Annotated in this window: 25 protein-coding genes, 1 other RNA gene and 1 pseudogene; 12 read left to right on the forward strand and 15 right to left on the reverse strand. The window is 73.4% G+C overall.

Going from position 1 to position 23,374, the window contains the following annotated elements; translation table 11 throughout:
• Nucleotides 1-27 precede the first annotated feature (27 nt).
• On the reverse strand, nucleotides 28-444 hold the full coding sequence (locus IF09_RS0102835) for a DNA-binding response regulator (RefSeq protein WP_234320885.1): 417 nt from the start codon (nucleotides 442-444) through the stop codon (nucleotides 28-30).
• Nucleotides 445-706: 262 nt separating this feature from the next.
• On the opposite strand from IF09_RS0102835, the gene IF09_RS0102840 reads away from it, so the two are divergent.
• From IF09_RS0102840 to IF09_RS0102850, 3 genes are read left to right on the forward strand one after another with little or no spacing between them, the layout of a single operon-like run.
• The gene (locus IF09_RS0102840) at nucleotides 707-1,561 is read left to right on the forward strand and encodes a MaoC/PaaZ C-terminal domain-containing protein (RefSeq protein WP_030291497.1); all 855 of its coding nucleotides are present in this window, start codon (nucleotides 707-709) and stop codon (nucleotides 1,559-1,561) included.
• Nucleotides 1,562-1,593: 32 nt separating this feature from the next.
• Nucleotides 1,594-2,673 carry a Zn-dependent alcohol dehydrogenase gene (locus IF09_RS0102845; protein ID WP_030291499.1) on the forward strand — a complete coding sequence of 360 codons (1,080 nt, stop codon included), beginning with the start codon at nucleotides 1,594-1,596 and terminating at the stop codon, nucleotides 2,671-2,673.
• Between the two features lie 14 nt (nucleotides 2,674-2,687).
• Nucleotides 2,688-3,629 carry a 3-oxoacyl-ACP reductase gene (locus IF09_RS0102850; protein ID WP_030291501.1) on the forward strand — a complete coding sequence of 314 codons (942 nt, stop codon included), beginning with the start codon at nucleotides 2,688-2,690 and terminating at the stop codon, nucleotides 3,627-3,629.
• Here IF09_RS0102850 and IF09_RS0102855 read toward each other — a convergent pair.
• Both IF09_RS0102855 and IF09_RS0102860 read right to left on the reverse strand, forming a co-directional pair.
• Nucleotides 3,616-4,221: a hypothetical protein gene (locus IF09_RS0102855; RefSeq protein WP_030291502.1), complete on the reverse strand. Its 606-nt coding sequence runs from the start codon at nucleotides 4,219-4,221 to the stop codon at nucleotides 3,616-3,618. The two genes, IF09_RS0102850 and IF09_RS0102855, sit on opposite strands and share 14 nt — an antisense overlap.
• Entirely contained in the window at nucleotides 4,218-4,499 is a 282-nt protein-coding gene (locus IF09_RS0102860; protein ID WP_030291503.1) for a hypothetical protein, read from the reverse strand. The genes IF09_RS0102855 and IF09_RS0102860 overlap by 4 nt, the downstream gene beginning before the upstream one ends.
• 248 nt (nucleotides 4,500-4,747) lie before the next feature.
• On the opposite strand from IF09_RS0102860, the gene IF09_RS0102865 reads away from it, so the two are divergent.
• Nucleotides 4,748-5,974 (forward strand): ROK family transcriptional regulator, encoded by a 1,227-nt coding sequence (locus IF09_RS0102865; protein WP_030291504.1) that lies wholly within the window; start codon nucleotides 4,748-4,750, stop codon nucleotides 5,972-5,974.
• Nucleotides 5,975-6,016: 42 nt separating this feature from the next.
• On the opposite strand, the gene IF09_RS0102870 is transcribed toward IF09_RS0102865, so the two are convergent.
• On the reverse strand, nucleotides 6,017-7,081 hold the full coding sequence (locus IF09_RS0102870) for a hypothetical protein (protein ID WP_030291505.1): 1,065 nt from the start codon (nucleotides 7,079-7,081) through the stop codon (nucleotides 6,017-6,019).
• Nucleotides 7,082-7,453: 372 nt separating this feature from the next.
• Between IF09_RS0102870 and IF09_RS0102875 the strand changes: the two genes are divergently transcribed.
• The 3 genes from IF09_RS0102875 to IF09_RS0102885 are packed head-to-tail and all read left to right on the forward strand — an operon-like array spanning nucleotide 7,454 to nucleotide 10,382.
• Complete coding sequence (locus IF09_RS0102875) at nucleotides 7,454-8,311, forward strand: Nif3-like dinuclear metal center hexameric protein (protein ID WP_030291506.1); 858 nt, start codon at nucleotides 7,454-7,456, stop codon at nucleotides 8,309-8,311.
• Nucleotides 8,308-9,051, forward strand: coding sequence for a zinc ribbon domain-containing protein (locus IF09_RS0102880; RefSeq protein ID WP_199920394.1), 744 nt, complete (start codon nucleotides 8,308-8,310; stop codon nucleotides 9,049-9,051). Before IF09_RS0102875 ends, IF09_RS0102880 begins: the two co-directional genes overlap by 4 nt.
• A complete protein-coding gene (locus IF09_RS0102885; protein ID WP_030291509.1) occupies nucleotides 9,051-10,382 on the forward strand; it encodes a bifunctional RNase H/acid phosphatase in 1,332 nt (443 codons plus the stop codon). The genes IF09_RS0102880 and IF09_RS0102885 overlap by 1 nt, the downstream gene beginning before the upstream one ends.
• A 60-nt stretch (nucleotides 10,383-10,442) precedes the next feature.
• Here the strand turns inward: IF09_RS0102885 and IF09_RS0102890 are convergent, their stop codons facing one another.
• From IF09_RS0102890 to rnpB, 3 genes are all read right to left on the reverse strand, one after another.
• Nucleotides 10,443-10,688, reverse strand: coding sequence for a Txe/YoeB family addiction module toxin (locus IF09_RS0102890; protein ID WP_418953019.1), 246 nt, complete (start codon nucleotides 10,686-10,688; stop codon nucleotides 10,443-10,445).
• A gap of 5 nt (nucleotides 10,689-10,693) precedes the next feature.
• Nucleotides 10,694-10,969 (reverse strand): type II toxin-antitoxin system Phd/YefM family antitoxin, encoded by a 276-nt coding sequence (locus tag IF09_RS0102895; RefSeq protein ID WP_030291513.1) that lies wholly within the window; start codon nucleotides 10,967-10,969, stop codon nucleotides 10,694-10,696.
• A 121-nt stretch (nucleotides 10,970-11,090) separates the two neighbouring features.
• Nucleotides 11,091-11,492: RNase P RNA component class A (gene rnpB, locus IF09_RS41570), an RNA gene on the reverse strand.
• A gap of 78 nt (nucleotides 11,493-11,570) precedes the next feature.
• Here rnpB and IF09_RS0102900 point away from each other — a divergent pair.
• Nucleotides 11,571-11,762, forward strand: a pseudogene (locus IF09_RS0102900) (MerR family transcriptional regulator); the annotation flags it as partial.
• Here the strand turns inward: IF09_RS0102900 and IF09_RS0102905 are convergent.
• Both IF09_RS0102905 and IF09_RS0102910 read right to left on the reverse strand, forming a co-directional pair.
• Nucleotides 11,728-11,982 (reverse strand): hypothetical protein, encoded by a 255-nt coding sequence (locus tag IF09_RS0102905; RefSeq protein ID WP_030291516.1) that lies wholly within the window; start codon nucleotides 11,980-11,982, stop codon nucleotides 11,728-11,730. The pseudogene IF09_RS0102900 and the gene IF09_RS0102905 overlap by 35 nt on opposite strands.
• On the reverse strand, nucleotides 11,979-13,424 hold the full coding sequence (locus tag IF09_RS0102910) for an RNB domain-containing ribonuclease (protein ID WP_037633794.1): 1,446 nt from the start codon (nucleotides 13,422-13,424) through the stop codon (nucleotides 11,979-11,981). Before IF09_RS0102910 ends, IF09_RS0102905 begins: the two co-directional genes overlap by 4 nt.
• A gap of 102 nt (nucleotides 13,425-13,526) precedes the next feature.
• On the opposite strand from IF09_RS0102910, the gene yaaA reads away from it, so the two are divergent.
• The gene (yaaA, locus tag IF09_RS0102915) at nucleotides 13,527-14,327 is read left to right on the forward strand and encodes a peroxide stress protein YaaA (RefSeq protein ID WP_030291518.1); all 801 of its coding nucleotides are present in this window, start codon (nucleotides 13,527-13,529) and stop codon (nucleotides 14,325-14,327) included.
• 31 nt (nucleotides 14,328-14,358) lie between these two features.
• On the opposite strand, the gene IF09_RS0102920 is transcribed toward yaaA, so the two are convergent.
• Nucleotides 14,359-15,105: a bifunctional DNA primase/polymerase gene (locus tag IF09_RS0102920; protein ID WP_030291519.1), complete on the reverse strand. Its 747-nt coding sequence runs from the start codon at nucleotides 15,103-15,105 to the stop codon at nucleotides 14,359-14,361.
• A 185-nt stretch (nucleotides 15,106-15,290) separates the two neighbouring features.
• Nucleotides 15,291-15,920: a TetR/AcrR family transcriptional regulator gene (locus IF09_RS0102925; protein ID WP_030291521.1), complete on the reverse strand. Its 630-nt coding sequence runs from the start codon at nucleotides 15,918-15,920 to the stop codon at nucleotides 15,291-15,293.
• Between the two features lie 111 nt (nucleotides 15,921-16,031).
• Here IF09_RS0102925 and ddaH point away from each other — a divergent pair, with 111 nt between their 5' ends.
• Nucleotides 16,032-16,862 carry a dimethylargininase gene (gene ddaH, locus IF09_RS0102930; protein ID WP_418953013.1) on the forward strand — a complete coding sequence of 277 codons (831 nt, stop codon included), beginning with the start codon at nucleotides 16,032-16,034 and terminating at the stop codon, nucleotides 16,860-16,862.
• 13 nt (nucleotides 16,863-16,875) lie between these two features.
• On the opposite strand, the gene IF09_RS0102935 is transcribed toward ddaH, so the two are convergent.
• Nucleotides 16,876-17,892: a small ribosomal subunit Rsm22 family protein gene (locus IF09_RS0102935; protein WP_030291525.1), complete on the reverse strand. Its 1,017-nt coding sequence runs from the start codon at nucleotides 17,890-17,892 to the stop codon at nucleotides 16,876-16,878.
• A gap of 74 nt (nucleotides 17,893-17,966) precedes the next feature.
• Nucleotides 17,967-19,304 carry a multidrug effflux MFS transporter gene (locus IF09_RS0102940; RefSeq protein ID WP_030291527.1) on the reverse strand — a complete coding sequence of 446 codons (1,338 nt, stop codon included), beginning with the start codon at nucleotides 19,302-19,304 and terminating at the stop codon, nucleotides 17,967-17,969.
• A 108-nt stretch (nucleotides 19,305-19,412) separates the two neighbouring features.
• On the opposite strand from IF09_RS0102940, the gene IF09_RS0102945 reads away from it, so the two are divergent.
• Together IF09_RS0102945 and IF09_RS0102950 are read left to right on the forward strand one after the other, a co-directional pair.
• Nucleotides 19,413-20,174, forward strand: a complete 762-nt coding sequence (locus tag IF09_RS0102945; protein ID WP_030291529.1) for an SDR family oxidoreductase — start codon at nucleotides 19,413-19,415, stop codon at nucleotides 20,172-20,174.
• A gap of 81 nt (nucleotides 20,175-20,255) precedes the next feature.
• Nucleotides 20,256-21,116, forward strand: a complete 861-nt coding sequence (locus IF09_RS0102950) for a PhzF family phenazine biosynthesis protein (RefSeq protein ID WP_030291531.1) — start codon at nucleotides 20,256-20,258, stop codon at nucleotides 21,114-21,116.
• Nucleotides 21,117-21,194: 78 nt separating this feature from the next.
• Here the strand turns inward: IF09_RS0102950 and efeU are convergent, their stop codons facing one another.
• Complete coding sequence (efeU, locus tag IF09_RS0102955; RefSeq protein WP_030291533.1) at nucleotides 21,195-22,055, reverse strand: iron uptake transporter permease EfeU; 861 nt, start codon at nucleotides 22,053-22,055, stop codon at nucleotides 21,195-21,197.
• Nucleotides 22,056-22,081: 26 nt separating this feature from the next.
• Complete coding sequence (gene efeB, locus IF09_RS0102960) at nucleotides 22,082-23,374, reverse strand: iron uptake transporter deferrochelatase/peroxidase subunit (protein WP_030291535.1); 1,293 nt, start codon at nucleotides 23,372-23,374, stop codon at nucleotides 22,082-22,084.

The raw sequence follows: 23,374 nt of genomic DNA on the forward strand, positions 1-23,374 counted from the left end.
CCGGGAACGGCCGTCCCGCCCGCCGCTCTACGGTTCCAGCGTCGGGTCCGTGACCGCCTCGCCCGTCACGGCGCGGCGGACGGCGTCGGCCAGCGCCCCGGGAGGGTCGTCCCGCAGCACCACCCCCGCCGCTCCCGCGGCGAGCGCCCCTTCGACCAGGCCCGGCCGGGCCGACCCGGCCAGCAGCAGCACCCGGCACTCCGGGGCCTCGCGGCACACCGCCGCCACCTCCGCGAGCACCTCCGGCCGGTCCGCGTCCACCAGCGCCACGGCCGGACAGGCCGTCAGCGCCGCCGCGCCCACGTCCGCACCGGGCGCGACCCGGGCGACCACGTCGAGGTCCGGCTCCAGCTCGAGCAGGACCGCCAGCGCGCCGGCCGGCGTCCCCGGACCCTCCGCCAGCAGGACCCGCAGCGACCTCGCCGTACGGAAATTCCGGAGCATCTCGTCCACCCCGCCACCCTAGGGCCCCGGCCTCCGGCGGCCCGGCAACACGCCCCGGTGAACGTCATCCTGACGTGGAGTCAGGAGTCTTCCCAACTGCTGGGGCGTGCGTTATACATTCCTTCACCGGTCCGGCCTAGAACGCGTTCTAGAAGGCGGCCGGTCCCGCAAACGACCTCGGTGCGGCCGACGGTGCGGACGACCGCACCGAGGTCTTCCAAGCAGAAGCAAACGGGAACCGAAACAAGGAGCAGCATCCTCAATGCCGATCGATGCCGCCAGGGCCCTCGCCGCAGACCCCCGCCGGGGGAACCTCACCTGGGACCACAAGGACATCCAGCTCTACCACCTCGGCCTCGGCGCAGGCATCCCTGCCACCGACCCGGACGAGCTGCGCTACACGCTGGAGTCCAGACTCCACGTACTCCCCAGCTTCGCCACCGTCGCCGGGGCCGGCATGGCCATGATGGGCGGCCTCGCCGCCCCCGGGATCGAGGTCAACCTCGCCAACGTCCTGCACGGCGGCCAGTCCATCGAGCTGCACCGGCCCATCCCCGTCAAGGGCAGCGCCACCTCCTCCGCCAAGGTCGCCGCCCTCTACGACAAGGGCAAGGCCGCCGTGATCGTGCTGCGCACCGAAGTCGCGGACGCCGACGGGCCGCTGTGGACGAGCGACGCGCAGATCTTCGTACGGGGCGAAGGCGGGTTCGGCGGCGACCGCGGGCCCTCCGTCAGGACCGACATGCCCGAGCGGGCGCCCGACCGGGTCGAGGAGCGGCACATCCGCGAGGAACAGGCGCTCCTGTACCGGCTCTCCGGCGACTGGAACCCCCTGCACGCCGACCCGGAGTTCGCCAAGCTGGCCGGCTTCGACCGGCCCATCCTGCACGGCCTGTGCTCGTACGGGATGACCCTCAAGGCCGTCGTCGACACGGCGCTGGGCGGGGACGTCTCGCGGGTCCGCGCCTACCGCACGCGCTTCGCCGGGATCGTCTTCCCGGGCGAGACCCTGCGGATCCGGATGTGGGAGGAGCCGGGCCAGGTCCGGGTCTCGGTGACCGCCGTCGAACGGGACGACGCGCCGGTCCTCGCCGACACCGTCGTCGAACACGCGTAACGCCCGACGCCCGACCACAAAGGAGCCGCACCGTGCGCGCAGCACTGCAGAGCGAGATAGGCCAGGACAAGCTCGAGGTCGTCGACGACATGGAGACCGCGGGCTTCGGCCCCGGCAAGGTCAGGATCCGCATCAAGGCCACCGGCCTGTGCCACTCGGACCTCTCCGCGATGAGCGGCGTGCTGCCGCAGCCCGCCCCCTTCATACCCGGCCACGAGGGCTCGGGCGAGATCGTCGACGTCGGCGACGGGGTCACCACACACGCCATCGGCGACCGGGTCCTCGTCTGCTGGCTGCCGCCGTGCGGGCACTGCCCCGCCTGCAAGCGCGGCCAGGGGCACCTGTGCCTGGAGTCCTTCGCGAACGTGGCCACGCCCAACTTCCGCCGCACGGGCGGCGGGGACATCTTCGGCTTCGCCGGCACCGGCACCTTCGCCGAGGAGGTGGTGGTGCCCGCCGCCTGCGCCGTACCGATCCCCGACGACCTTCCGTACGACATCGCCGCGCTGATCGGCTGCGGCGTGACCACCGGCCTCGGCGCGGCCGTCAACACGGCCAAGGTGGAGGCCGGGTCCTCGGTCGCCGTCATCGGCTGCGGCGGCGTCGGCATCTCCGTCATCCAGGGCGCCAAGGTGCAGGGCGCGGCGCAGATCATCGCCGTGGACCCGGTGGCCTCGCGGCGCGAGGCGGCGCTGCGCTTCGGTGCGACGGAGGGGGTCGCGCCGGAGGCCTTCGCCGACGCCAAGAACCGGATCACGGGCGGCGAGGGCTTCGACTACGTCTTCGAGGTCGTCGGCAAGTCCGCGACCACGCAGACCGCGTACGAGATGACCCGGCGCGGCGGCTCCGTCGTCGTGGTCGGCGCGGGCGCGCTCGACGACAACTACTCGATCAACATGTTCTCGCTGTTCTTCGACGAAAAGAAGATCCTGCCGTCGATGTACGGGGGCGGGGACGTGCTCCGCTCGTACGAGCGCACCATCGCGCTGTGGCGGGCCGGCCGGGTGGACCTGGCGGGCCTGATCACCCACCGGGTGCACCTCGCCGAGATCAACGACGCCCTCGACCAGATGCGTACGGGTGTCGCCCTGCGCACCTGCATCGAACTCTGAGAGGAATCCGGCAGATGTCACTCCCACTTGAGGGACTGTCCGCCATCGTCACCGGCGCCGGCCGCGGGCTCGGCCGGGCCGAGGCGATCGAGCTCGCACGGCTCGGCGCGAGCGTGGTCGTCAACGACTTCGGCCAGGGCGGACGCGACGGCTCCGGGGAGGCCTCCGCCGCCCCGGCGCAAGAGGTGGCCGCCGAGATCCGCGCCGCGGGCGGGCAGGCGGTGGCGCACCTCGGCGACGTGGCCGACTTCGGGCAGGCGCGCGAGCTGGTCGAGCTGGCGGTGAACAGCTTCGGGAAGCTCGACATCCTGGTCAACAACGCGGGCATCCTCCGCGACCGGATGGTCTTCTCCATGTCGGAGGAGGAGTGGGACTCGGTCATCCGCGTCCACCTCAAGGGTCACTTCAACACCACCCACTTCGCCTCCGTGCACTGGCGCGCACGCTCGAAGGCGGCGGGCGGACCGGTCTACGGCCGGATCATCAACACCTCCTCCGAGGCCTTCCTCGGCGGCTCGGCCGGCCAGCCGAACTACGCGGCGGCCAAGGGCGGCATCGTGGGCCTCACGACCTCGACCGCCCTGGCCCTCGCCAAGTACGGGGTGACGGCCAACGCGATCTGTCCGCGCGCCCGGACCCGGATGACGGAGGACGTGTTCGCGGGCTTCCAGGTCCCGGAGGAGGGCAAGCTCGACCCGCTGGCTCCCGAACACGTCTCGCCGCTCGTCGGCTACCTGGCCTCGCCGGCCTCCGCGAAGGCCAACGGGCAGCTGTTCGTCGTGCACGGCGGGATCGTGGTGGTGATGGAACGCCCGAAGGTGGCCGCCAAGTTCGACACGGGCAAGGAGGCCTTCTCCTACGAGGAGCTGGACGAGCTGCTCACCCCGCACTACGATTCCCGCCCGGCGAACGAGACGTTCGCCGCGGTGGAGGTCCTCGGCCTCAGGCGCGACTAGCCGGCGGGGCGGAGGGGCGGAGGGGGCGCTTGTAGTACCGCCACGGGAACCAGCCGGCGCCGACCGGGATCCAGCCTTCCGATTCCATCCGCCGGTGCCGCGCGAGGGAGGGGAGCGTCACCCGGCAGTGCTCCCAGGGGTGGCCGGACGCCTCCACCTCGTGGAAGAAGGGGCCGTAGCCGACCATGTGCCAGCCGTCGCGGCCGGCCTCGTCCAGGGCGGCCATCTCGTTGAACGCGGTCAACCCGCCGAGGGTGCGGCGCTTCGGGGCGTCCGGTCCCTCGGCGGGCGGCGGCGCCGAGCCCACGGCCTTGCCGGCGAAGCGCTGCTGGGCGGCCTGCCGGCTCACCCCCAGGACGCGGCCCACCGTGTCCCAGCTGTGGCCGGCGGCCCTGGCGCCCTGGACGGCCTCGCGCAGCAGCCGGCTCGCCTCCTCTGCTCCGACGCGCGAGGCGTCCACCAGGCGCAGGTACCCGTGGGGGTCGTGTTCCAGCGAGTCGGCCAGCCCCTCGGGGGCGCCGAGAACGGCTGCGGCGATCCCTTCCCGGATCCTGTCCGTCTCCGCAGGGTGGAGCAGCGGTTCGTCGTTCATCGGCGCAGTCCGGCGAGGGGTTCGAGGGCGTCGAGGACTTCCTCGTCGCGGCGCGTCCGTTCGGCGTCGGCGGCCGCCGCTCGGGCGGCCAGGCCGGCGGTGCAGGCGATGAGTGCGAGGCCCGCGACGATCAGGGCGGCAGTGGCGGCGGTGCCGAGCCGGTCGCCGAACATCGCCGTCAGGGCCGGCAGGCTCACGGCGAGCGGCAGCGCGGCGGCCATGGACGGGGTGGCGGGGAAGGCGACCCGGTGCCGGGCCTTCGAGTTCAAGATCGACATGCGTCAAGGAAACCTTGACGCCGCCGCGTTGTCAAGAATTCCTTGACACCCCTCCGGCCGGTCGTCGACGGACAGGAGCGCTACGGCCTCCCCGTCGGTGCAGGACGGTGCCCCGGCGAACACCGTCGCCGGCTCATGGGCGCGCGGATTCCGGGAAGCCGTCACCGCCCTTGAACTGCACGGCAGATGGCGCCCGGCCGTGTCCCGGAGGGCGGCCGCAGCGCAACCGGCTGGACGAGAATGGCCGGATGACCAGCAGCGACGAGGGCGCCGAGCAGCCCTGGAACCCCCGACGGCAGCGCAGCGCCAACGAGCGGCTGCTGTGGGACCGGCTGCGCTCCGGCGGGGCCGCCTCGCGGGCGCAGCTCGCGCGCGAGACGGGACTGTCCAAGCCCACCGTCTCCAGCGCGCTCGCCGCCCTCGAACAGGCCGGCCTGGTCCGGGAGGCCGGTACGCACGCGCCCGAGCGGGGCCGGATCGCCGTGCTGTACGCCCCCGATCCGACGGCCGGTCACGCCCTCGGGCTCGACATCGGCCGGAGCTGGCTGCGCGTGGCGCTGGCCGACCTCGACGGCACCGTCGTCGCCCGCTCCGACGTCCGCAACCAGGCCCGCACCGCGAACGGCATGGCCGACCTCGCCGTGTCCGCCGCCCGCGGGCTCGTCGCCGACTCCGGGCTGGACCCGGACAAGGTCACCCAGGCCGTCGTCGGCACGCCCGGCGTCTTCGACGAAGACGAGCGCCGGGTCCGGTACGCCCGGCAACTGCCGGGGTGGAGCCGCCCGGGGCTGCTCGACCGGATCCGCGACGGGCTCGGCCTGCCCGTCGCCGTCCAGAACGACGCCAACCTCGCGGCGCTCGGCGAGTACACGTACGGCGTCGGTGCGGGCAGCCGGCTCTTCGTCTACATCATGATCGGAACCGGCCTCGGCATGGGCATCGTCAACGAGGGCCGGCTGTTCACCGGGGCGCACGGCGGGGCCGGCGAGATCGGCTTCCTGCCGTGGCCGGGCCGTCGCGAGCCGGAGCGCGCAACCGACGGCACGGCCGACAGCACGGCCGACAGCACGGCCGACGGCACGGCGGACAGCATGGAGGACGCCGTCTCGGCCGGGGCCGTGGTCCAGACGGCCCGCGCCCACGGGATGACCGGGCCCCTCACCGCCAAGGACGTCTTCGACGCCGCCCGGACGGGAGACGCGGCCGCCGCCCGGGCGGTGGAACTCGAGGGGGAACGCCTCGCCCACACCGTCGCGGCGGTCTCCGCCGTCCTCGACCCCGACCTCGTCGTCCTCGGCGGCGGCGTCGGCCGCAACGCCGACCTGCTGCTGCACACGGTCCGCCAGACGCTGCGCACGCTCACCCCGCTGCGGCCGAAGGTGGCGCCCAGCAGCCTGGGGGAGGACGCGGTGCTGCTGGGCGCGGTGGCCACGGCGCTCGACGCAGCCCGCGACCTGGCTTTCGAAGGCCGCTGAGCGGCGGGGAATCCGAGCCTGGCCGCCGGCCGGGGCGCTCTGCTACAGCGGGGCCTGCTGCAGCGGCACGGGCCGCGGCGCCACTGTCGGCGGCGGGTCCAGCCGGACCGGAGGCGGCGGGGACACCGGCAGGGTCAGGCTCGTGATCCCGCACGGCACCTCGGGGGTGGCGTACGGGAGGTGCAGACGGCCCTCCCGGCTCCACAGCCCGGTGCCGAGCCAGCCGTCGGGCGCGCCGAGCCGGAAGACGTGCCGGTCGGCGGGCCGCCACAGGCCGATCCCGCCGTCCTCCAGCCGGAGCGCGACCCCGCAGGTCTCCGGCATCAGGGCCTGGCCCGGCTGCACCGCGAACGGGGTCCCCGGCTCCCCGCGCAGGCACTCCGGGAAGCGCACCGGGAGGGAGCTGCCCAGCACCCCCCAGCCCAGGCGCGGTTCGCCCGGGGCGTCCGAGCGGATCAGCAGCAGCCCGCTGTCGGGGTCGGCCAGGAGCAGCCGGTCGTCGCTGCCCTCCGTGATCTGGAGCAGCGGGGACACCTCGCCTCCGCGGCCCAGGTCCACCGCGACGGCCTTGGTGGTGCCGTCCAGCTCGCGGTCCAGCGCCAGCATCCGGCCGCCCCGGTCGAGCCAGACGCCGCCGGAGCACCGGCCCGGGATCCGGGCGACCGGCCCGAAGGCGCCCCCGGCCACCTGCCAGACCGTGGTCCCCGCGTCCGAGGCGGCCAGGGCGAAGGCGCCGTGTCCGTCCGGGGACGGGGGCAGCAGGGACACCCGTACGCCCTCGTGCCCGGGCTCCACCGAGCCCAGCGGGAGCTCCCCGGTGCGCGGCCCGGCCGCGGCGCCGCCCGTCGGGTAGAGCAGGGCGAAGGCGTGCCGCTGCGCGACCCGGCGGTGGATCAGCACCCGCCCGTCGGCCAGCGCCAGCACCTGGCTGTCGGCCTCCTCGGGCTGGGCGAGCGGCAGCGGCACGGCGTACGGCTCGGGCCCGGCCAGCGTCCAGCGCTCCGGGTAGCGGGCCTCACCGTCCCCGGCCAGCCGGGCCGCGTACGAACCGTCCGCGGCGATGGTGAACGGGGCCGCCGTCGTGATCTCGATGGCACAGACAGTCATCCGTGCGTCACCTCCGGGGAGGAAGCTAGTTTTCGCACTTCGGCCCGAACAGCACGACCTTCCCCGCTTCACACATACGGGTGGCCGCCCGGCGGTTCGGCTGTGATGGCGGGGGCGGTTGTGCTGTGCGATACCGGGGCGTTTGGGATGACGGAACTCCCAGAGGGGTGGGGGCGGGCACAGGGACCCTCAAGGACCCGGACGAGACCTGGTACCCGGGCCCCGGCGTAGCGCCGCCGACAAGGTCCTGGACGACCCGCGCACCTTCCCCGTCAAGTGAGCCGGGCGCGTACGGAGCGGACGTACGGAGTCCCGGGCGGCCGGCACCTCGCAGGGACTCTGCCGCTCCCCTACGGACGGTAGCCTTGGCCTGTGCCCCGTCTCTCTGAAGTCATCGCCGCGCTGGACGCTCTCTGGCCCCCTTCGCGGGCCGAGCAGTGGGACGCCGTCGGAACCGTCTGCGGCGATCCCGACGCCGAGGTCTCCCGGGTCCTGTTCGCCGTGGACCCCGTGCAGGAGATCGTCGACGAGGCGGTGAAGCTGGGGGCCGACCTGGTCGTCACCCACCACCCCCTCTACCTGCGCGGCACCACCACCGTCGAGGCCGGCACCTTCAAGGGCCGCGTCGTGCACACGCTGATCAAGAACGACATCGCGCTGCACGTCGCCCACACCAACGCGGACACCGCCGACCCCGGTGTCTCCGACGCCCTCGCCGGCGCCCTCGACCTGCGGATCACCGGCCCGCTGATCCCCGATCCGAGCGACCCCGAGGGCCGCCGCGGCCTCGGCCGGATCTGCGAGCTGGACCACCCCGAGACCCTGCGCGCCTTCGCCGCCCGCGCCGCCGCCCGGCTGCCGCAGACCGCGCAGGGCATCCGCGTCGCCGGCGACCCCGACCTGCTCGTCCGCACCGTCGCCGTCAGCGGCGGCTCCGGCGACAGCAACTTCGCGGCCGTCCGCGCCGCCGGCGTGGACGTCTACCTCACCGCCGACCTGCGCCACCACCCCGTGTCCGAGGCCCGCGAGCAGAGCCCGCTCGCCCTCGTCGACGCCGCACACTGGGCCACCGAGTGGCCCTGGTGCGAGCAGGCCGCCGCGCAGCTCGACGCGATCTCCGAGCGCCACGGCTGGGGTCTGCGCACCCACGTCTCGCGCACGGTCACCGACCCGTGGACGGTGCACGCGCCGTCCGTCACACCCCCTTCTATCTCTGGAGCCCCCAACTGAACGCCGAGCCCGCCGACCAGATCCGACTCCTCGACGTCCAGGCCCTGGACGTCCGGCTGTCTCAGCTCGCCCACAAGCGCAAGTCGCTGCCGGAGCACACCGAGGTCGAGTCCCTGACCAAGGACCTGACGCAGCAGCGCGACCTGCTCGTGGCGGCCCAGACGCAGGCGAGCGACGCCGCCCGCGAGCAGACCAAGGCGGAACAGGACGTCGACCAGGTGCGCCAGCGCGCGTCCCGCGACCAGCAGCGGCTCGACTCCGGCGCCGGCATCTCGGCCCGCGACCTGGCGAACCTGCAGAGCGAGGTCGTCTCCCTCGCCAAGCGCCAGGCCGACCTGGAGGACGTCGTACTCGAGGTGATGGAGCGCCTGGAGGGCGCGCAGGAGCGGGTCACCGAGCTCACCGAGCGGGTCTCCGCCCTCGAGGCCAAGCTGACGGACGCCACCGCCCGCCGGGACGCGGCGACCGGCGCCCTCGACGCCGAGGCCGCGAAGGTCACCAAGGACCGCGAGGTCATCGTGGCGTCGATGCCGGCCGACCTGATGGCCCTGTACGAGAAGATCCGCGTCAAGCAGGGTGGCGTCGGCGCCGCCCGCCTGTACCAGCGCCGCTGCGAGGGCTGCCGCCTGGAGCTCGACATGGCAGAGGTCAACGAGATCAAGGCCGCGGCCCGCGACCAGGTCGTACGCCACGAGAACTGCGGCCGCATCCTGGTCCGTACGGCCGACTCGGGCATCTGATGCCGAGGCCTGTCCGGTTCGTCGTCGAGGCGGACGGCGGTTCCCGGGGCAACCCGGGGCCCGCCGGCTACGGCGCGGTCGTCCTCGACCCGGCGACGGGCGAGACCCTGGCCGAGCGCGCCGAGTACATCGGCGTCGCGACGAACAACGTGGCCGAGTACAAGGGGCTGATCGCCGGCCTCCGGGCGGCCCGCGAACTGGCCGCGGACGCCGTGGTCCAGGTGCGCATGGACTCCAAGCTGGTCGTCGAGCAGATGTCGGGCCGCTGGAAGATCAAGCACCCGGACATGAAGCCCCTCGCGGCGGAGGCGGCGACGATCCTGCCGCGCGCGCAGGTCACGTACGAGTGGATCCCGCGCGAGCGGAACAGGCACGCGGACCGGCTCGCGAACGAGGCGATGGACGCCGGCAAGCGCGGCGAGCAGTGGGAGCCGTCGGTGTCCTCGGCGGCCCTGGACACCTCGGCGGCCCGCGCCCTGGCCGCCGCGCCGGCGGGTCCTCCGGGGGATGCGGCGAAGGGGGCCGCGGCCGTACGGGCCGCCCTCGCCTCCGCGTCCCGTACGCCGGCCACCGCACCGGCACGCGAGGAGGCCGGAGCCGGCGCCCTGTTCGCGGAGCCCGGCCCCCCTGCCCCGGGACACGTTCCCGCCCCGGCGGCGCCCCCGGCCCAGGCCCCGGCCACCACGCCGGGCTGGGGCCCCGACATGGGGACCCCGGCGACCTTCGTCCTGCTGCGTCACGGCGAGACGGCCCTCACCCCGCAGAAGCGCTTCTCCGGCAGCGGCGGCGCCGACCCGGAACTGTCCCCGGCCGGCCGCCGCCAGGCTTCGGCGGTGGCCGGGGCGCTGGCCGCGCGCGGCACCGTCCAGACGGTCGTCAGCTCCCCGCTGCGCCGCTGCCGGGAGACCGCGCAGGCCGTCGCGGACCGCCTCGGGCTGGAGGTCACCGTCGAGGAGGGCCTGCGCGAGGTGGACTTCGGCGCCTGGGAGGGCCTGACCTTCGCCGAGGTGCGGGAGCGCTTCCCGGACGACCTCCAGGCCTGGCTGGACTCCCCGAAGGCGGCCCCGACGGGCGGCGGCGAGAGCTTCACGGCCGCCACCCGCCGGATCTCGGCGACCCGGGACCGGCTGCTGGCCGCGCACGCGGGCCGCACGGTCCTGCTGGTCACGCACGTGACCCCGGTCAAGATCCTGGTCCGCCTGGCGCTGGGCGCGCCCCCGGAGTCGCTGTTCCGGATGGAGCTCTCCGCGGCCTCCCTCTCGGCGGTGGCCTACTACGCCGACGGCAACGCCTCCGTCCGCCTGCTGAACGACACCTCGCACCTGAGGTAGCCGAGGGGAAGGCCCCCGCCCCTTGCATTCGCCAGGGGCGGGGGCCTTTCGCACTGCCGCTCAGTAGTGGTATCGGGCCTGGGCGATCTCCACGGCCTCGTCCTTGATCCGGTAGACGAGACGGTGCTCGTCCGTGATTCTCCGGGACCACCACCCGGAGAGGTTCTCCTTGAGCGGTTCGGGCTTTCCGGCCCCTTCGAACGGTGTTCGCTGAATCTCCTGGATCAGCCGATTGATCCTCTTGAGGATCTTCGGATCGGCCGTGGTCCAGGAGGTGTACTGATCCCAAGCACGCCTGGAGAACATCACCTTCATGCGGCGGACTCCGCGTCATCCCTCGTTTCGATGAGTTCACGCGCCTGCCCGTGGCCGGCGTCGAGTTCTGCGATGGACTCCATGAGGATCTGCGCGTTGCGAGGAGAGCGCAGGAGGTAGACCGTCTCCTGCCAGGACCGGAAGTCCTCGGCGGACATGATGACGACGTCGCCGTGCTCGCGGGAGGTGACCTCTATCGGTTCGTGATCCTCGTTGACCTGCCGGATCAGTGGGTAGAAGCGTGTGCGGGCTTCGTTCGCCGAGATCGGCATGGCTGGCCTCCCGGTATGCGTGAGTCGTACGGCTTTACCGTACCAGTCCCCGGTGCGTGACGCGTGAGGGCAAAAAAGAACCTCCCCGGGCCCCGGGAATCCGCGGGTCGGAGAGGTACGACAGACGAGCCGGCCTGTACGCCGGGTTCTGTCGCCCGGTGACCTCGCGGTCGCCGGGGAGACGGCCATCCATCTAGGACCGGCGTTGCCGCCGGCCTCGTGCGGTCTACCCGCGAACTCGGGCGAGCAGCCCTCGAGCGTTCGCGCAGACCCGTCCGGGGACGGATCCTCTTGACCTTGCTCCGGGTGGGGTTTACCTAGCCGCCTGGGTCACCCCAGGCGCTGGTGGTCTCTTACACCACCGTTTCACCCTTACCGAGGACCGAAGCCCCCGGCGGTCTGTTTTCTGTGGCACTGTCCCGCGGGTCACCCCGGGTGGCCGTTAGCCACCACCCTGCCCTGTGGAGCCCGGACGTTCCTCGGCGGGATCCGGAGATCCCGACGCGGCCGCCCGGCCGACTCGTCTGCCGTGGCGACCATGTTACCGGCTGTCCCACCCACGGCTTGACCTTGACGCAGCGGCAGGGTTTCTCCTGGGCGCATGCGGACCGGAGAGATCGCCGCGCTGGTCGGGGTCACCACCCGGGCCATCCGGCACTACCACCATGTCGGCCTGCTTCCGGAGCCGGAACGCAGGTCCAACGGGTATCGCGCGTACGGCGTGCGCGATGCCGTCCTGCCGGCGCGCGTGCGCCGGCTCACCGAGCTCGGGCTGAGCCTCGACGAGGGCCGCTGACCAGGACCCCGAAGGCGGGCCGCAGCCGCGCAGGCGGCTCCTGGCCGCCCCGGCCGGCCCACAGGCCCTCGCCGAAGGGGAAGACGAGCGTCACGTGGCCGGTGGGGAGCTCGAGCCGGCGCCGGGGCGCGGTGAACTCCGTGCGGAAACCGGTGTAGTTGACGATGTGAGGGCGCAGCGCGGCGGCGGAGCCGGGCAGGTCGCCGCGTTCCCTCACGCCGGGGCGAACAGCACCTTCGCCCGGCCCGGGTCGGCCTGCGTCAGCCGGACCCGGATGCGGTCGCCCAGCGGCAGGTGCGCGGACGGCGATTCGACGCGGCCGACCACCGCCGGCTCCTCCAGGTGGACCGTGCCCACCTGCGGTTCGTGGTCCTTGACGTCGATCACGGTCGCCTCGAAGGTCTCGCCGACGTGGTCCTTCAGCAGGGCCGCCTCGACGAGGTCCACGCATTCCCGCTCGGCCGTGTTGGCCAGCTTGCTCCCGTCGGCCATCCGCTGCGGGAGCGCGGCCAGTGCGGACAGCGCCCACGGCGGGGGCTCGGCCCCCGCCACCGCCGCCACGCACAGCTCGCCGGAGTACCGGTCGACGAGCCGGCGCAGCGGGGCGGTGCAGTGCGCGTACGGGGCCGCCACCGCGGCGTGCAGGACGGGGTCCGGGATCGCGCCGCCGGTGAAGACGGTGTAGCCCGCGCCGCGCAGCAGGGCCGTGCACTCCTGGAGGAACGCGGCGTGGGCGGGGAGGTGCGGGTCGAGGGTGCGCACGAGTTCTGCGTACGGCATGTGGTGCGGCCAGTCGATCCGCAGGGCGGTGGCGGTGCGCCGCAGCCGGCCGACCGCCCCGTCGGGGGCGCTGGGCAGGGTGCGCAGGATGCCGGCGCCGGCGGCGAGCATGAGGTCGGCGGCGGCCATGCCGGTCATCAGGGAGATCTGCGCGTTCCAGCCGTCCGCCGGGAGCGGGGCCCGGTAGGCGAGGCTGTACGAGCCGTCCCGCGCGACGATCTCCTGGTCGGGCACGTTCAGCGAGACGCCTCCGCGCTCCTGCTCCAGCGTTTCGCGGAGCCGGCCGATGTCCTCGAGGAGGGCGACGGGTTCCTCGGCGGTCCCGGAGTCGATGGCCTGCTGGACGCCGTCGTAGTCCAGCTTGGCCCGGCTGCGGACCAGGGCGCGGCGGACCTCGGTGCTCTCCACGCGGCCGGAGGAGTCCAGATCGAACCGCCACAGCAGCGCCGGGCGGGTCTGGCCGGGCAGCAGGCTGGCCGCGCCTTCGGAGAGCACGGCCGGATGCAGGGGGACCTTGCCGTCGGGGAAGTAGAGGGTGGTGACGCGGCGGTGGGCCTCGGCGTCAAGGGCGCCGCCGGGGGTGACGAACGCGGCGACGTCGGCGATGGCGTAGTGCACGCGGTAGCCGCCGCCGTTCGGGCGCTTCGCCAGGTGCATGGCCTGGTCCAGGTCGCGGGAGGCCGGCGGGTCGATGGTGAACAGGGGGACGTCGGTGGCGTCGAGGCCCGGGAGCCGCGGACTGCGGACCGCCTGCTCGGCCTCGGCGAGCACGGGGGCCGCAAACTCCCCGGGCACGTCCAGGCCGGCCCGCAGCTCACGCAGCGCGGCCCGCAGGGCAGCCCCGTCCGGGCCGGTCATGTGCATACGACGGCGTGGCATGGGTCGAGCGTAGGGCCGGTGGCTCGGGGCGGCACGGCGAGAGCCTTACCCTGGCTCGGGGGCCGCACCCCCTGCGCCGTGTCGTACTGAAGGAGAACCACCGTGCTCGTGCTGCTGCCGCCGTCCGAGGGAAAGGCCGCCGGCGGCTCCGGCGCGCCCCTGTCGCCGGAGACGCTGTCGCTGCCCGGACTGGCCGGGGCGCGGGCGGCCGTGCTGGCGGAACTGGTCGAATTGTGCGCGGGGGACGAGCTGAAGGCCCGCGAGGTGCTCGGCCTGAGCGAGGGGCTGCGCGGCGAGGTGGCGAAGAACGCCGGGCTGCGGTCGGCGGTGGCCCGGCCGGCGGGGGAGATCTACACCGGCGTGCTGTACGACGCGCTGGGCCTGGCGGACCTGCCGGCGGGTGCGCGGGCGCTGGCGGAGCGGTCGCTGCTGGTGTTCTCGGGGCTGTGGGGTGCGGTGCGAGTGACGGACCGGATCCCCTCGTACCGCTGCTCGATGGGCGTGAAGCTGCCGGGGCTGGGTGCGCTGGGGGCGTACTGGCGGGAACCGATGGCGGCGGTGATGCCGGCTGCGGCGGGGGACGGGCTGGTGCTGGACCTGCGGTCGTCGGCGTACGGGTCGGCGTGGAAGCCCAAGGGCGAGGTGGCGGGGCGGACGGCGACGGTGCGGGTACTGCACTCGCAGGTGGTGGACGGGGTGGAGAAGCGGTCGGTGGTGAGCCACTTCAACAAGGCGACGAAGGGCAGGCTGGTGCGGGAGCTGCTCGTGGCCGGGGCCGTCCCCTCGACCCCGGCGGACCTGGTCACGGCGCTGCGCGACCTGGGTTACACGGTGGAGGCCGAACCCCCGGCCAAGCCGTCCAAGGCCTGGTCCCTGGACGTGGTGGTCACCCAGATCCACTGACCCCCGCCGGTCCGGGTCCGGCCCGCCGGGGTCAGCGGCTCAGGGGCCAGGCTGCCGACGGGGTCCGGTCGGACGCGACCGCGTACGTGGCGCAGGCGTCCGTCAGGGTTTCCAGGAGGGTCAGGGGGTCCGGGAGCGGGTGCTCCATGCCGCGGATCCAGGTCACCCCCAGGTCACCGGGGAGGGCGGCCGGGGGGACCAGGACGTAGCTGCCGCGGCAGTGCCAGCGCAGGCCCGGGTGCTCGTCCATCGTCTCCGGGTGGCAGTCCAGCTCGCACGGCCACCACTCGTCCTCGTCCTCGGGGGTCCCGCGCGTCGCCGTGAAGAAGAGCATCCGGGCCTGGTCGCCCGTACCGCCCGATTCCGCGACCGGACCGACCTCGACGCCCGCCGCCAGCAGGCGGGCCAGGGCGCTCGCGCCGGCCTCGAGCGGGACGTCCAGCACGTCGTGGACCATGCCCGTCGCGGTGACGAAGTTCGCCTGCGGCTGGTTGCGCGCCCAGCGTTCGATCTGCGCGCGGTCGGTCGTCGACTGCGTCTGCCAGGCGAAGGAGAGGGGGTGCCGCGCGGGCGTGGGACAGCCGATCCGCTCGCACGAACACCGGTAGCCGGCGGGGTGGGCGGCGGGGGCGAGCGGCAGGCCCGCGGCGGCCACGGCCAGCAGCAGGGCCTCGCGTGCGCGCTCGGGATCTTCGGGGGAGGGTTTGGGCCGCCGGCGCAGCCACTGGGAAATCCTGCTCTGCTCGCCGCGTTTGACGCGGCCGGACTCAGACCCCATCTATCCCCTCACCTCACCGTTTCCCCGGCAGACCCTCACATGGTCCCACCATCCTGCGGTCCGGGTGACCGCTCTCCCCAACCGGGGGGTGGGGGAGAGGTGCCGGCTGTACCCCGATGAGTAGGCGGAATACCGTCACATAGCCGTGGAATTCGGCCAATTGTCCCCGGCCGGACACCGGACCGTCAGTCCTCGGTGACCTTCGCCACCCCGCCCAGCACCCGGTCCACCAGTGCGTCCGCATAAGCGTGCGTCAGCGGCGCCGTCCGCAGCAGCCAGCGGTACGTCAGCGGCCCGACCAGCATCTCCACCGTCAGGCGCAGGTCCACGTCCGCCGCGAGCTGCCCGGCCTCCCGGGCCGCGCGCAACCGTTCCTCGTACAGGGCGAGCTGCGGCTCCAGCAGCTGCTCGGTGAAGCGGGCGCTCAGCCGGGGGTCGGTCGCGGCGGCGGCGGTCAGGGCGCGGGTGGGGGCGTCGTACTTCTCGTCGTTGAACTGGTCCACCGTCAACCGCAGCACCTTCTTGAGGTCCGCCGCGAGGTCGCCGGTGTCCGGGAAGCCCGTCCAGCCGGCCTCGGTCTCCGCGTCCCCGAAGAGGGCGAGCGAGGCGTCCAGCAGGACCGCCGCCTTCGACGGCCACCACCGGTAGATCGTCTGCTTGCCGACGCCCGCGCGGGCGGCGATGGCCTCGATGGTCAGCTTGTCGTAGCCGACCTCTCCGACCAGGGCGAGCGCCGCGTCGAGGATGGCCCGCCGGGAGCGGTCGCTGCGGCGGGCGGGGTCAGGGGCTCTGCCATCGGACGTTCTGCTGTTCATTCGGACAAATTATCAACGCGGGACGTCTCGTCTTTGTGTCATTCCGTAAACCACCCAATCAGTTCACTGCGCGGTTTCCCTTGAGGAGAGACGATTCTCTCGACATCTCTCGTGAGCCGTGAGGAGCCTTCTTTGCGCAGAGTCGCCACACCCCGGCGCTACTTGATGTGCCCACCCGCACACTTCAAGGTCACGTACTCCATCAACCCGTGGATGGACCCCACGAAACCGGTGGACCTGCCCCTCGCACACGCCCAGTGGGAAGACCTCCGGGACCGCTACCGCTCCCTCGGCCACACCGTCGAGACGCTCGTACCGGACCCCGAGCTGCCCGACATGGTCTTCGCCGCGAACGGCGCCCTCGTCGTCGACGGCCGGGTGCTCGGCGCCCGGTTCGCCTACCCGGAGCGCGCCGCCGAGGCGGAGATCCACCTGGACTGGTTCCGGTCCCACGGCTTCGAGCACGTCCACGAGCCGGCCCATGTCAACGAGGGCGAGGGCGATTTCGCCGTCACCGCCAGCTACATCCTGGCCGGCCGGGGCTTCCGCTCCAGCCCGCTCTCGCACGACGAGGCGCAGGAGTTCTTCGGCCGGCCGGTCATCGGCCTCGACCTGGTGGACCCGCGGTACTACCACCTGGACACGGCGCTGTGCGTGCTCGACGGCGACGAGGTCATGTACTACCCGCCGGCCTTCTCGGCCGGCAGCCGGGCGGTGCTCGGGCGGCTGTTCCCGGACGCGCTGATCGCCGGCGACGAGGACGCGGCGGCCCTCGGCCTGAACGCCGTCTCGGACGGCCGGCACGTCCTGCTCCCGCAGGCGGCGACCGGGCTGTTCGCACCCCTGCGGGACCGGGGCTTCGAGCCGGTCCCGATGGACCTGGGCGAGCTGCTCAAGGGCGGCGGCAGCGTGAAGTGCTGCACCCAGGAGCTGCGGATGTAGCGCCGCGGACTGGTTACGAGGTGGCCGCCGGCGGCCACTCCTGGCCCCAGTCGGCGTCCCGCGCCGCCTTGTACAGGTCACCGTGGCGCTTGGTCACGTTGACCCGGGTCAGGCCCTCGCTCTCCGGGCCGCACAGGTCCAGCAGGACGAGCCCCTTCCGGATCTGCGGCCTCCGCGTGATCCGGGAGGGGGCCGGCTCCACCGGGAAGCGGGTCGCGGCCACGTAGCTGAACTTCTCGTCCTCGTACGGGAGGGACCCGCCCTTGACCTGCCGGTGCAGGGAGGACCGGCTGACCCGCGCCGAGAAGTGGCACCAGTCCTGCCCGACCTCGATCGGGCAGGTGCCGTCGTGCGGGCACGGGGCGGCGACCTTCAGCCCGGCCCCGATCAGCTGGTCGCGGGCCTCGCGGATGCGCAGGTACCCCTCGGGCGTGCCCGGCTCGATCAGCACCACGGCCTGCCCGGCGCGGGCCGCCTCGGCGACCACGGCCCGGCGGGCCTCCGGCGTGAGCTCGCCGAGTACGTACGACACCGTCACGAGGTCCGCATCGGGCAGGACCAGCCCGGATCCGATGACGGCCCGCCGCCACTCGGCGGCCCGCAGCACCTCCGAGCCGGAGGACGCCGCGAGCTCCTTGCCGAGGGTCAGCGCCGGCTCCGCCCAGTCCAGGACCGTGGTGCCGCGCGGGCCGTCCCAGACGGCGTCCACCGCCCAGGTCGCCGCGCCCGTGCCGCCTCCCACGTCGACGTGGGAGGCCGGGGACCACTGCGGCGCGGCCTCGGCGAGCGCGTCCAGGGCGGACCGTACGGCCTCGAAGGTGGCCGGCATCCGGTACGCCGCGTACGCCGCCACGTCGGAGCGGTCGCGCAGGACGGGCGCGTCGGTGGGGGTCCGGCCGCGGTAGCTGGCGATCAGCCGCTCGACGGCGGCGGTGGCCTGCTTCGGCGGGAGCCCGTCGAGCAGCCCGCCCAGCGCGGACCGGAGGGTTGCGGCGGTGGTGGGGACGGAGGCGGAAGCGGAGGCGTTCACCTGGGAAGTTTACGGCGCCCGGCACACCCCGGACGCCGTCGGGAGGGCCCGGGCTCCCGCCCCCGCCCCTGCGCTCAGACCGCGGACTCCCGGTTCTGCCAGGGCCGGCACATGCCGGCGAAGCAGGCGGCCGCCAGCAGCGAGCACACCAGCTGGACCACCGCCATCGGCACCGCCGTGCCCTCGCCCGCGATCCCGACCAGCGGCGAGGCGATCGCCCCGACCAGGAAGGAGGAGGTGCCCAGCAGCGCCGAGGCCGATCCGGCCGCGTGCGGGGTGCGCATCAGCGCCAGCGCGTTGGTGTTCGGCAGCACCACGCCCATCGCCGACATCAGCACGAACAGCGCGGCGGCGATCGGGACCAGCCCGACCTCCCCGAACACCCCGGCCGCCATCAGCAGCAGCGCCACCGAGGCGGCGGTGATGACGGCGATCCCGCCCGCCAGCACCTTGTCCAGGCGGACCCGGCCGACCAGCAGCTTCCCGTTGACCTGCCCGGCGGCGATCAGGCCGACCGAGTTGAGGCCGAACAGCAGGCTGAAGGCCTGCGGCGAAGCCCCGTAGATCTCCTGCACCACGAAGGGCGAGGCGGAGATGTACGAGAAGAGCGTGGCGAAGGCGAAGCCGCCGGCCAGGGTGTACCCGGCGAAGACCCGGTCGGCGAGCAGCCCGCGCATGGTCCGCAGTGCGGAGCCCACGCCGCCGGTCTGCCGCTGTGCCGGCGGCAGGGTCTCGCCGAGGCTGCGCCAGACGACGAGGGTGAGCAGGGCGCCGACGGCGGTGAGGACGACGAACACCCCGCGCCAGTCGGAGAAGCGGAGCACCTGGCCGCCGATGAGCGGGGCGACGACCGGGGCCACGCCGGATATGAGCATCAGTGTGGAGAAGAACCGGGCCATCTCGACCCCGTCGTACAGGTCGCGTACGACGGCCCGGGCGATGACGACCGCGGCCGATCCGGCCAGGCCCTGGAGCAGCCGGAAGCCGATCAGCAGCTCGGCGGTCGGGGCGAGGGCGCAGATCGCGGTGGCGAGGACGTAGACGACCATGCCGGTCAGCAGGGGCCGACGGCGGCCCCACTTGTCGCTCATCGGGCCGATGACGAGCTGGCCCAGCGCCATGCCGGCGAGGCAGGCGGTGAGGGTGACCTGGATGGTGGCGGCCGGGCTGTCCAGGGCGTCCGTGACCTCCGGCAGGGCCGGCAGGTACATGTCCATGGACACCGGGGGGAGGGCGCTGAGCCCGCCGAGTATGAAAGTGACGAGCAGTCCGGTACGGCGGGCGGCCGTGAGCGGTGCGGACATCGTCTGCGGTGCGGAAACGGTCTGCTGCGCGGAAGCGGTCTGCGGTGCGGAGGGCGTCTCGGGTGACGGCTCGTGCGAGGGGGCCGTCGCGGGGCCTCTCTCCGGCATGCGGAACTCCAGTCTTTTCGTCGTCTTTTCACACCCCCGACCGACCTATGCTCTCAGCTGTCGGAACGTCCGTGGAGCGATGCGACATGTGACGTACCCTGCGGCCCCATGGACGCAAGTGGGAAGAAGATCGCCCTGGTCACCGGAGCGGGCTCCGGCATCGGCCGCTCCGTGGCCCTGACCCTGGCCGCCGCCGGCTGGTCGGTGGCCGTGGCCGGCCGCCGGACCGAACCGCTGGAGGAGACGGCGAAGGCGGCCGGAGCCGGCGCGGACGTGCTGTGCGTACGGGCGGACGTGAGCGATCCGGAGGACGTGGCCGCGCTGTTCGCCGCGGTCCGCGAGCACTACGGGCGCCTCGACCTCCTCTTCAACAACGCCGGGACCTTCGGCCCGGGCGGCGTCCCGCTGGAGGACCTCACGTACGAGGCCTGGCGCTCGGTGGTCGACGTCAACCTGACCGGGTCCTTCCTGTGCGCGCAGGCGGCCTTCCGGCAGATGAAGGCGCAGGACCCGCAGGGCGGCCGGATCATCAACAACGGCTCGATCTCCGCGCACGTGCCGCGGCCCAACTCGGTCGCCTACACCGCGACCAAGCACGCCATGACGGGCCTGACGAAGTCGCTCTCGCTGGACGGGCGGCCGTACCGGATCGCCTGCGGGCAGATCGACATCGGCAACGCGGCCACCGAGATGACCGAGCGGATGCAGACCGGGATCCTCCAGGCGAACGGGCAGCTGGCGGTGGAGCCGGTGATGGACGCCGCCGACGTGGCGCGCACGGTGCTGCACATGGCGGAGCTGCCGCTGGAGGCGAACGTGCAGTTCGCGACGGTGATGGCGACGACGATGCCGTACATCGGGCGCGGCTGATCCGCCGGCCGGGGCCGGCCGGCCGGACGGGCCTGCCGGAGCCACGGGAATGCGGGCGCAGGGACGGGAGTTGGGGTGATCATGACTGACGTGCTGCGTTACACCGCCTTCTCCGACGACCCGGCAGGCGGCAATCCCGCCGGCGTCGTGCTCGATGCGACCGGGCTCGACGAGGCCGACATGCTCGCCATCGCCGCCGAGCTGGGCTACAGCGAGACGGCCTTCCTCACCGCCCCGCCGGAGGGCCTCGGCGGGGAGGCCGGACGGGCCTTCACCGTGCGCTACTTCAGCCCGAAGGCGGAGGTCCCGTTCTGCGGGCACGCCACCGTGGCCACCGCCGTCGCGCTGGGCGAGCGGATCGGGCCGGGCGAGCTGGTCTTCGCGACCCCTGCGGGCACGGTGCCGGTGTCGGTGACCCGGGACGCGGAGGGCGGCCTGCGGGCCGTACTGACCAGCGTCGAACCGCACGTCGAGGACGTCGGCCCGGCCGACCTCGCCGAGGCGCTGGCCGCGCTGGACTGGCCGGAGGCCGACCTGGACCCGGCCCTCCCGCCGCGGATCGCCTACGCCGGAAACCGCCACCTCGTGCTCGGCGCCGCCACCCGGGCCCGGCTCGCGGACCTCGCGTACGACTTCCCCCGGCTCGAGGCGCTCATGCACCGCCTGGACCTGACCACCGTCCAGCTGGTGCACCGGGCGGGCCCGGCCCTGTTCGACGTACGGGACCCCTTCCCGGTCGGCGGCGTCGTCGAGGACCCGGCGACCGGAGCCGCCGCGGCCGCCTTCGGGGCGTACGCGCGCGAGCTGGGCCTGGCCCCGGCGGACGCGGTGCTCACCCTCCGCCAGGGCGAGGACATGGGCCGCCCCGGAGTCCTGACGGTGGAACTCCGCGCCGGCGACCCCCGGGTCCGGGTAGGCGGCAGCGGGGTCCGCATCGCCTGAGCCCCGCCCCGCGCGTGGCGAGGGTGCCGACATGCCGAAGGGGCCCGGATCCTCGCGATCCGGGCCCCTCCCGCATGCTCACGAGCTGCTGGCCTCGGCCTCCGCGGAGACCGCCTCCGCCGGAGCCGGCGCAGCCGTCGTACGGCCGAGCACCCCGAGGAACAGGAGCAGCGTCGGCACCAGGTACAGCACCCACACCGCGACCTGGAGCCAGGTCGGGTCCGGCTGGAAGTTGAACGTGCCCTTCAGCAGCGTCCCGTACCAGCTGTCCGGCGGGACCGCCGAGGTGACGTCGAAGGCCTTGTTCATGAGGCCGGGCAGGAACTCGGCCTCCTGGAGGTCGTGGACCCCGTACGCGAGCACGCCCGCGGCGACCACGACCAGCATCCCGCCGGTCCAGGTGAAGAACTTGGACAGGTTGATCTTCAGTGCGCCGCGGTAGAACAGCCAGCCCAGCAGGATCGACGAACCGATCCCGAGCAGCACGCCCACCAGCGGACCTGCGCCGTTCCCGGCCGCGTGGACCGACCGCCACACGAACAGCGAGGTCTCCAGGCCCTCCCGGCCGACGGCCAGGAACGCCGTCGTCACCAGGGCGCCCGTGCCCATCGCGAGGGCCGCGTCGAGCTTGCCGTGCAGCTCGGCCTTCATGTGCCGCGCGGTGCGCTTCATCCAGAAGACCATCCACGTCACGAGGCCCACCGAGATGATCGACAGGCTGCCGCCGATCGCCTCCTGCGCCTGGAACGTCAGCTCCGAGGTGCCGAATTCGAGCCCCGCGCCGAAGGCCAGGCTGAGCGCGGCCGCGAGGCCGACGCCGAGCCACAGCGGCCCCAGCTTGTCCTCGTTCTTGGTCTTCACCAGGTACGCGATGAGGATGCAGACGACCAGACTGGCCTCGAGCCCCTCGCGCAGGCCGATCAGATAGTTGCTGAACACGTCGGTTCCTTTCCGTGCCGCCGGAACTACGCGAACAGCGCCCGGCCCCACCAGTCGTCCTTGTCGCGGACGCCCGGCGGGACGGCGAAGACGGCCGAGCCCACGTGCTGGATGTACTCGTTGAGCACGTCGCTCTTGGCCAGGTTGCGCTGGATCGGGACGAAGCCCTTGCGGACGTCCCGCTGGTAGGCGAGGAAGAACAGGCCCGCGTCGAGCCGGCCCAGGCCGTCCGTGCCGTCGGTGAACGAGTAGCCGCGGCGCAGGATCGTGGCGCCGTTGTTGGTGTCCGGGTGCGCGAGGCGGACGTGCGCCTCCGGCTTCATCGCCTTCAGGAACGGCTCGTCGCGCTCCTTCGACTTGCCGGCCGGCGCGCCCTCGGCCTTGTCCCGGCCGAAGATGTCCTCCTGCTCCTGGAGCGGAGTGCGGTCCCAGATCTCGATGTTCATGCGGATCCGGCGGGCGACCAGGTACGAGCCGCCGGCCATCCACGCCGAGCCGTCCTTGGCCTCGTCCGCGACCCACACGTGCTTGTCGAGGGCGGCGGTGTCGGTGCCGGAGATGTTCCGGGTGCCGTCCTTGAAGCCCATCATGTTGCGCGGGGTCTGCTCGTCCGGGGTGGTGGACGAGGTCTTGCCGAAGCCGAGCTGGGACCAGCGCACCGCAGTCTTGCCGAAGCCGATGCGGGCGAGCTGGCGGATGGCGTGCACGGCGACCTGGGGGTCGTCGGCGCAGGCCTGCACGCACAGGTCGCCGCCGCTCCTGGCCGGGTCCAGGTTGTCGCCGGGGAACGCCTCCAGGTCGATCAGGGCCTCGGGGCGCCTGCCCTCCAGGCCGAACCGGTCCTTGGCGAACAGGCCCGGTCCGAAACCGACGGTGAGGGTGAGACGGGACGGCTTGAGGCCGAGCGCCTCGCCCGTGTCGTCCGGCGGGGCCTGCGGCAGGCCGCCGACCGCGCCCTCGCCGACGGGGAGTCCGGCGGTCATCCGCTCGGCGGCCCGCGTCCAGTCCTTCAGGAGCTGGACGAGCTCCGCACGGTCCTTCGTCTTCACGTCGAACGCGGCGAAGTGCAGCCGGTCCTGGACGGCGGAGGCGATACCGGCCTGGTGCTTGCCGTGGAACGGCACGGCGGAGCCGCTGAGCGCAGCCGGAACGGCGTCCGTGGCGTCGGTGAGCGCGGCGACCGTACCGCCCGCCGCCGCGGCGCCGAGCGCGAGCCCGGCACCGCCCCAGCCGAGCACGGCCCGGCGGGACGGCCCGCCGGTTGCCTCACCGGCTGCGGCCCCGGTGGCCGCGCCGGTGGTGTTGGTGTCGTCAGACAT

Origin of the sequence: Streptomyces katrae (assembly GCF_000717655.1) — a bacterium.
Classification (GTDB): Bacteria; Actinomycetota; Actinomycetes; order Streptomycetales; family Streptomycetaceae; genus Streptomyces; species Streptomyces katrae_B.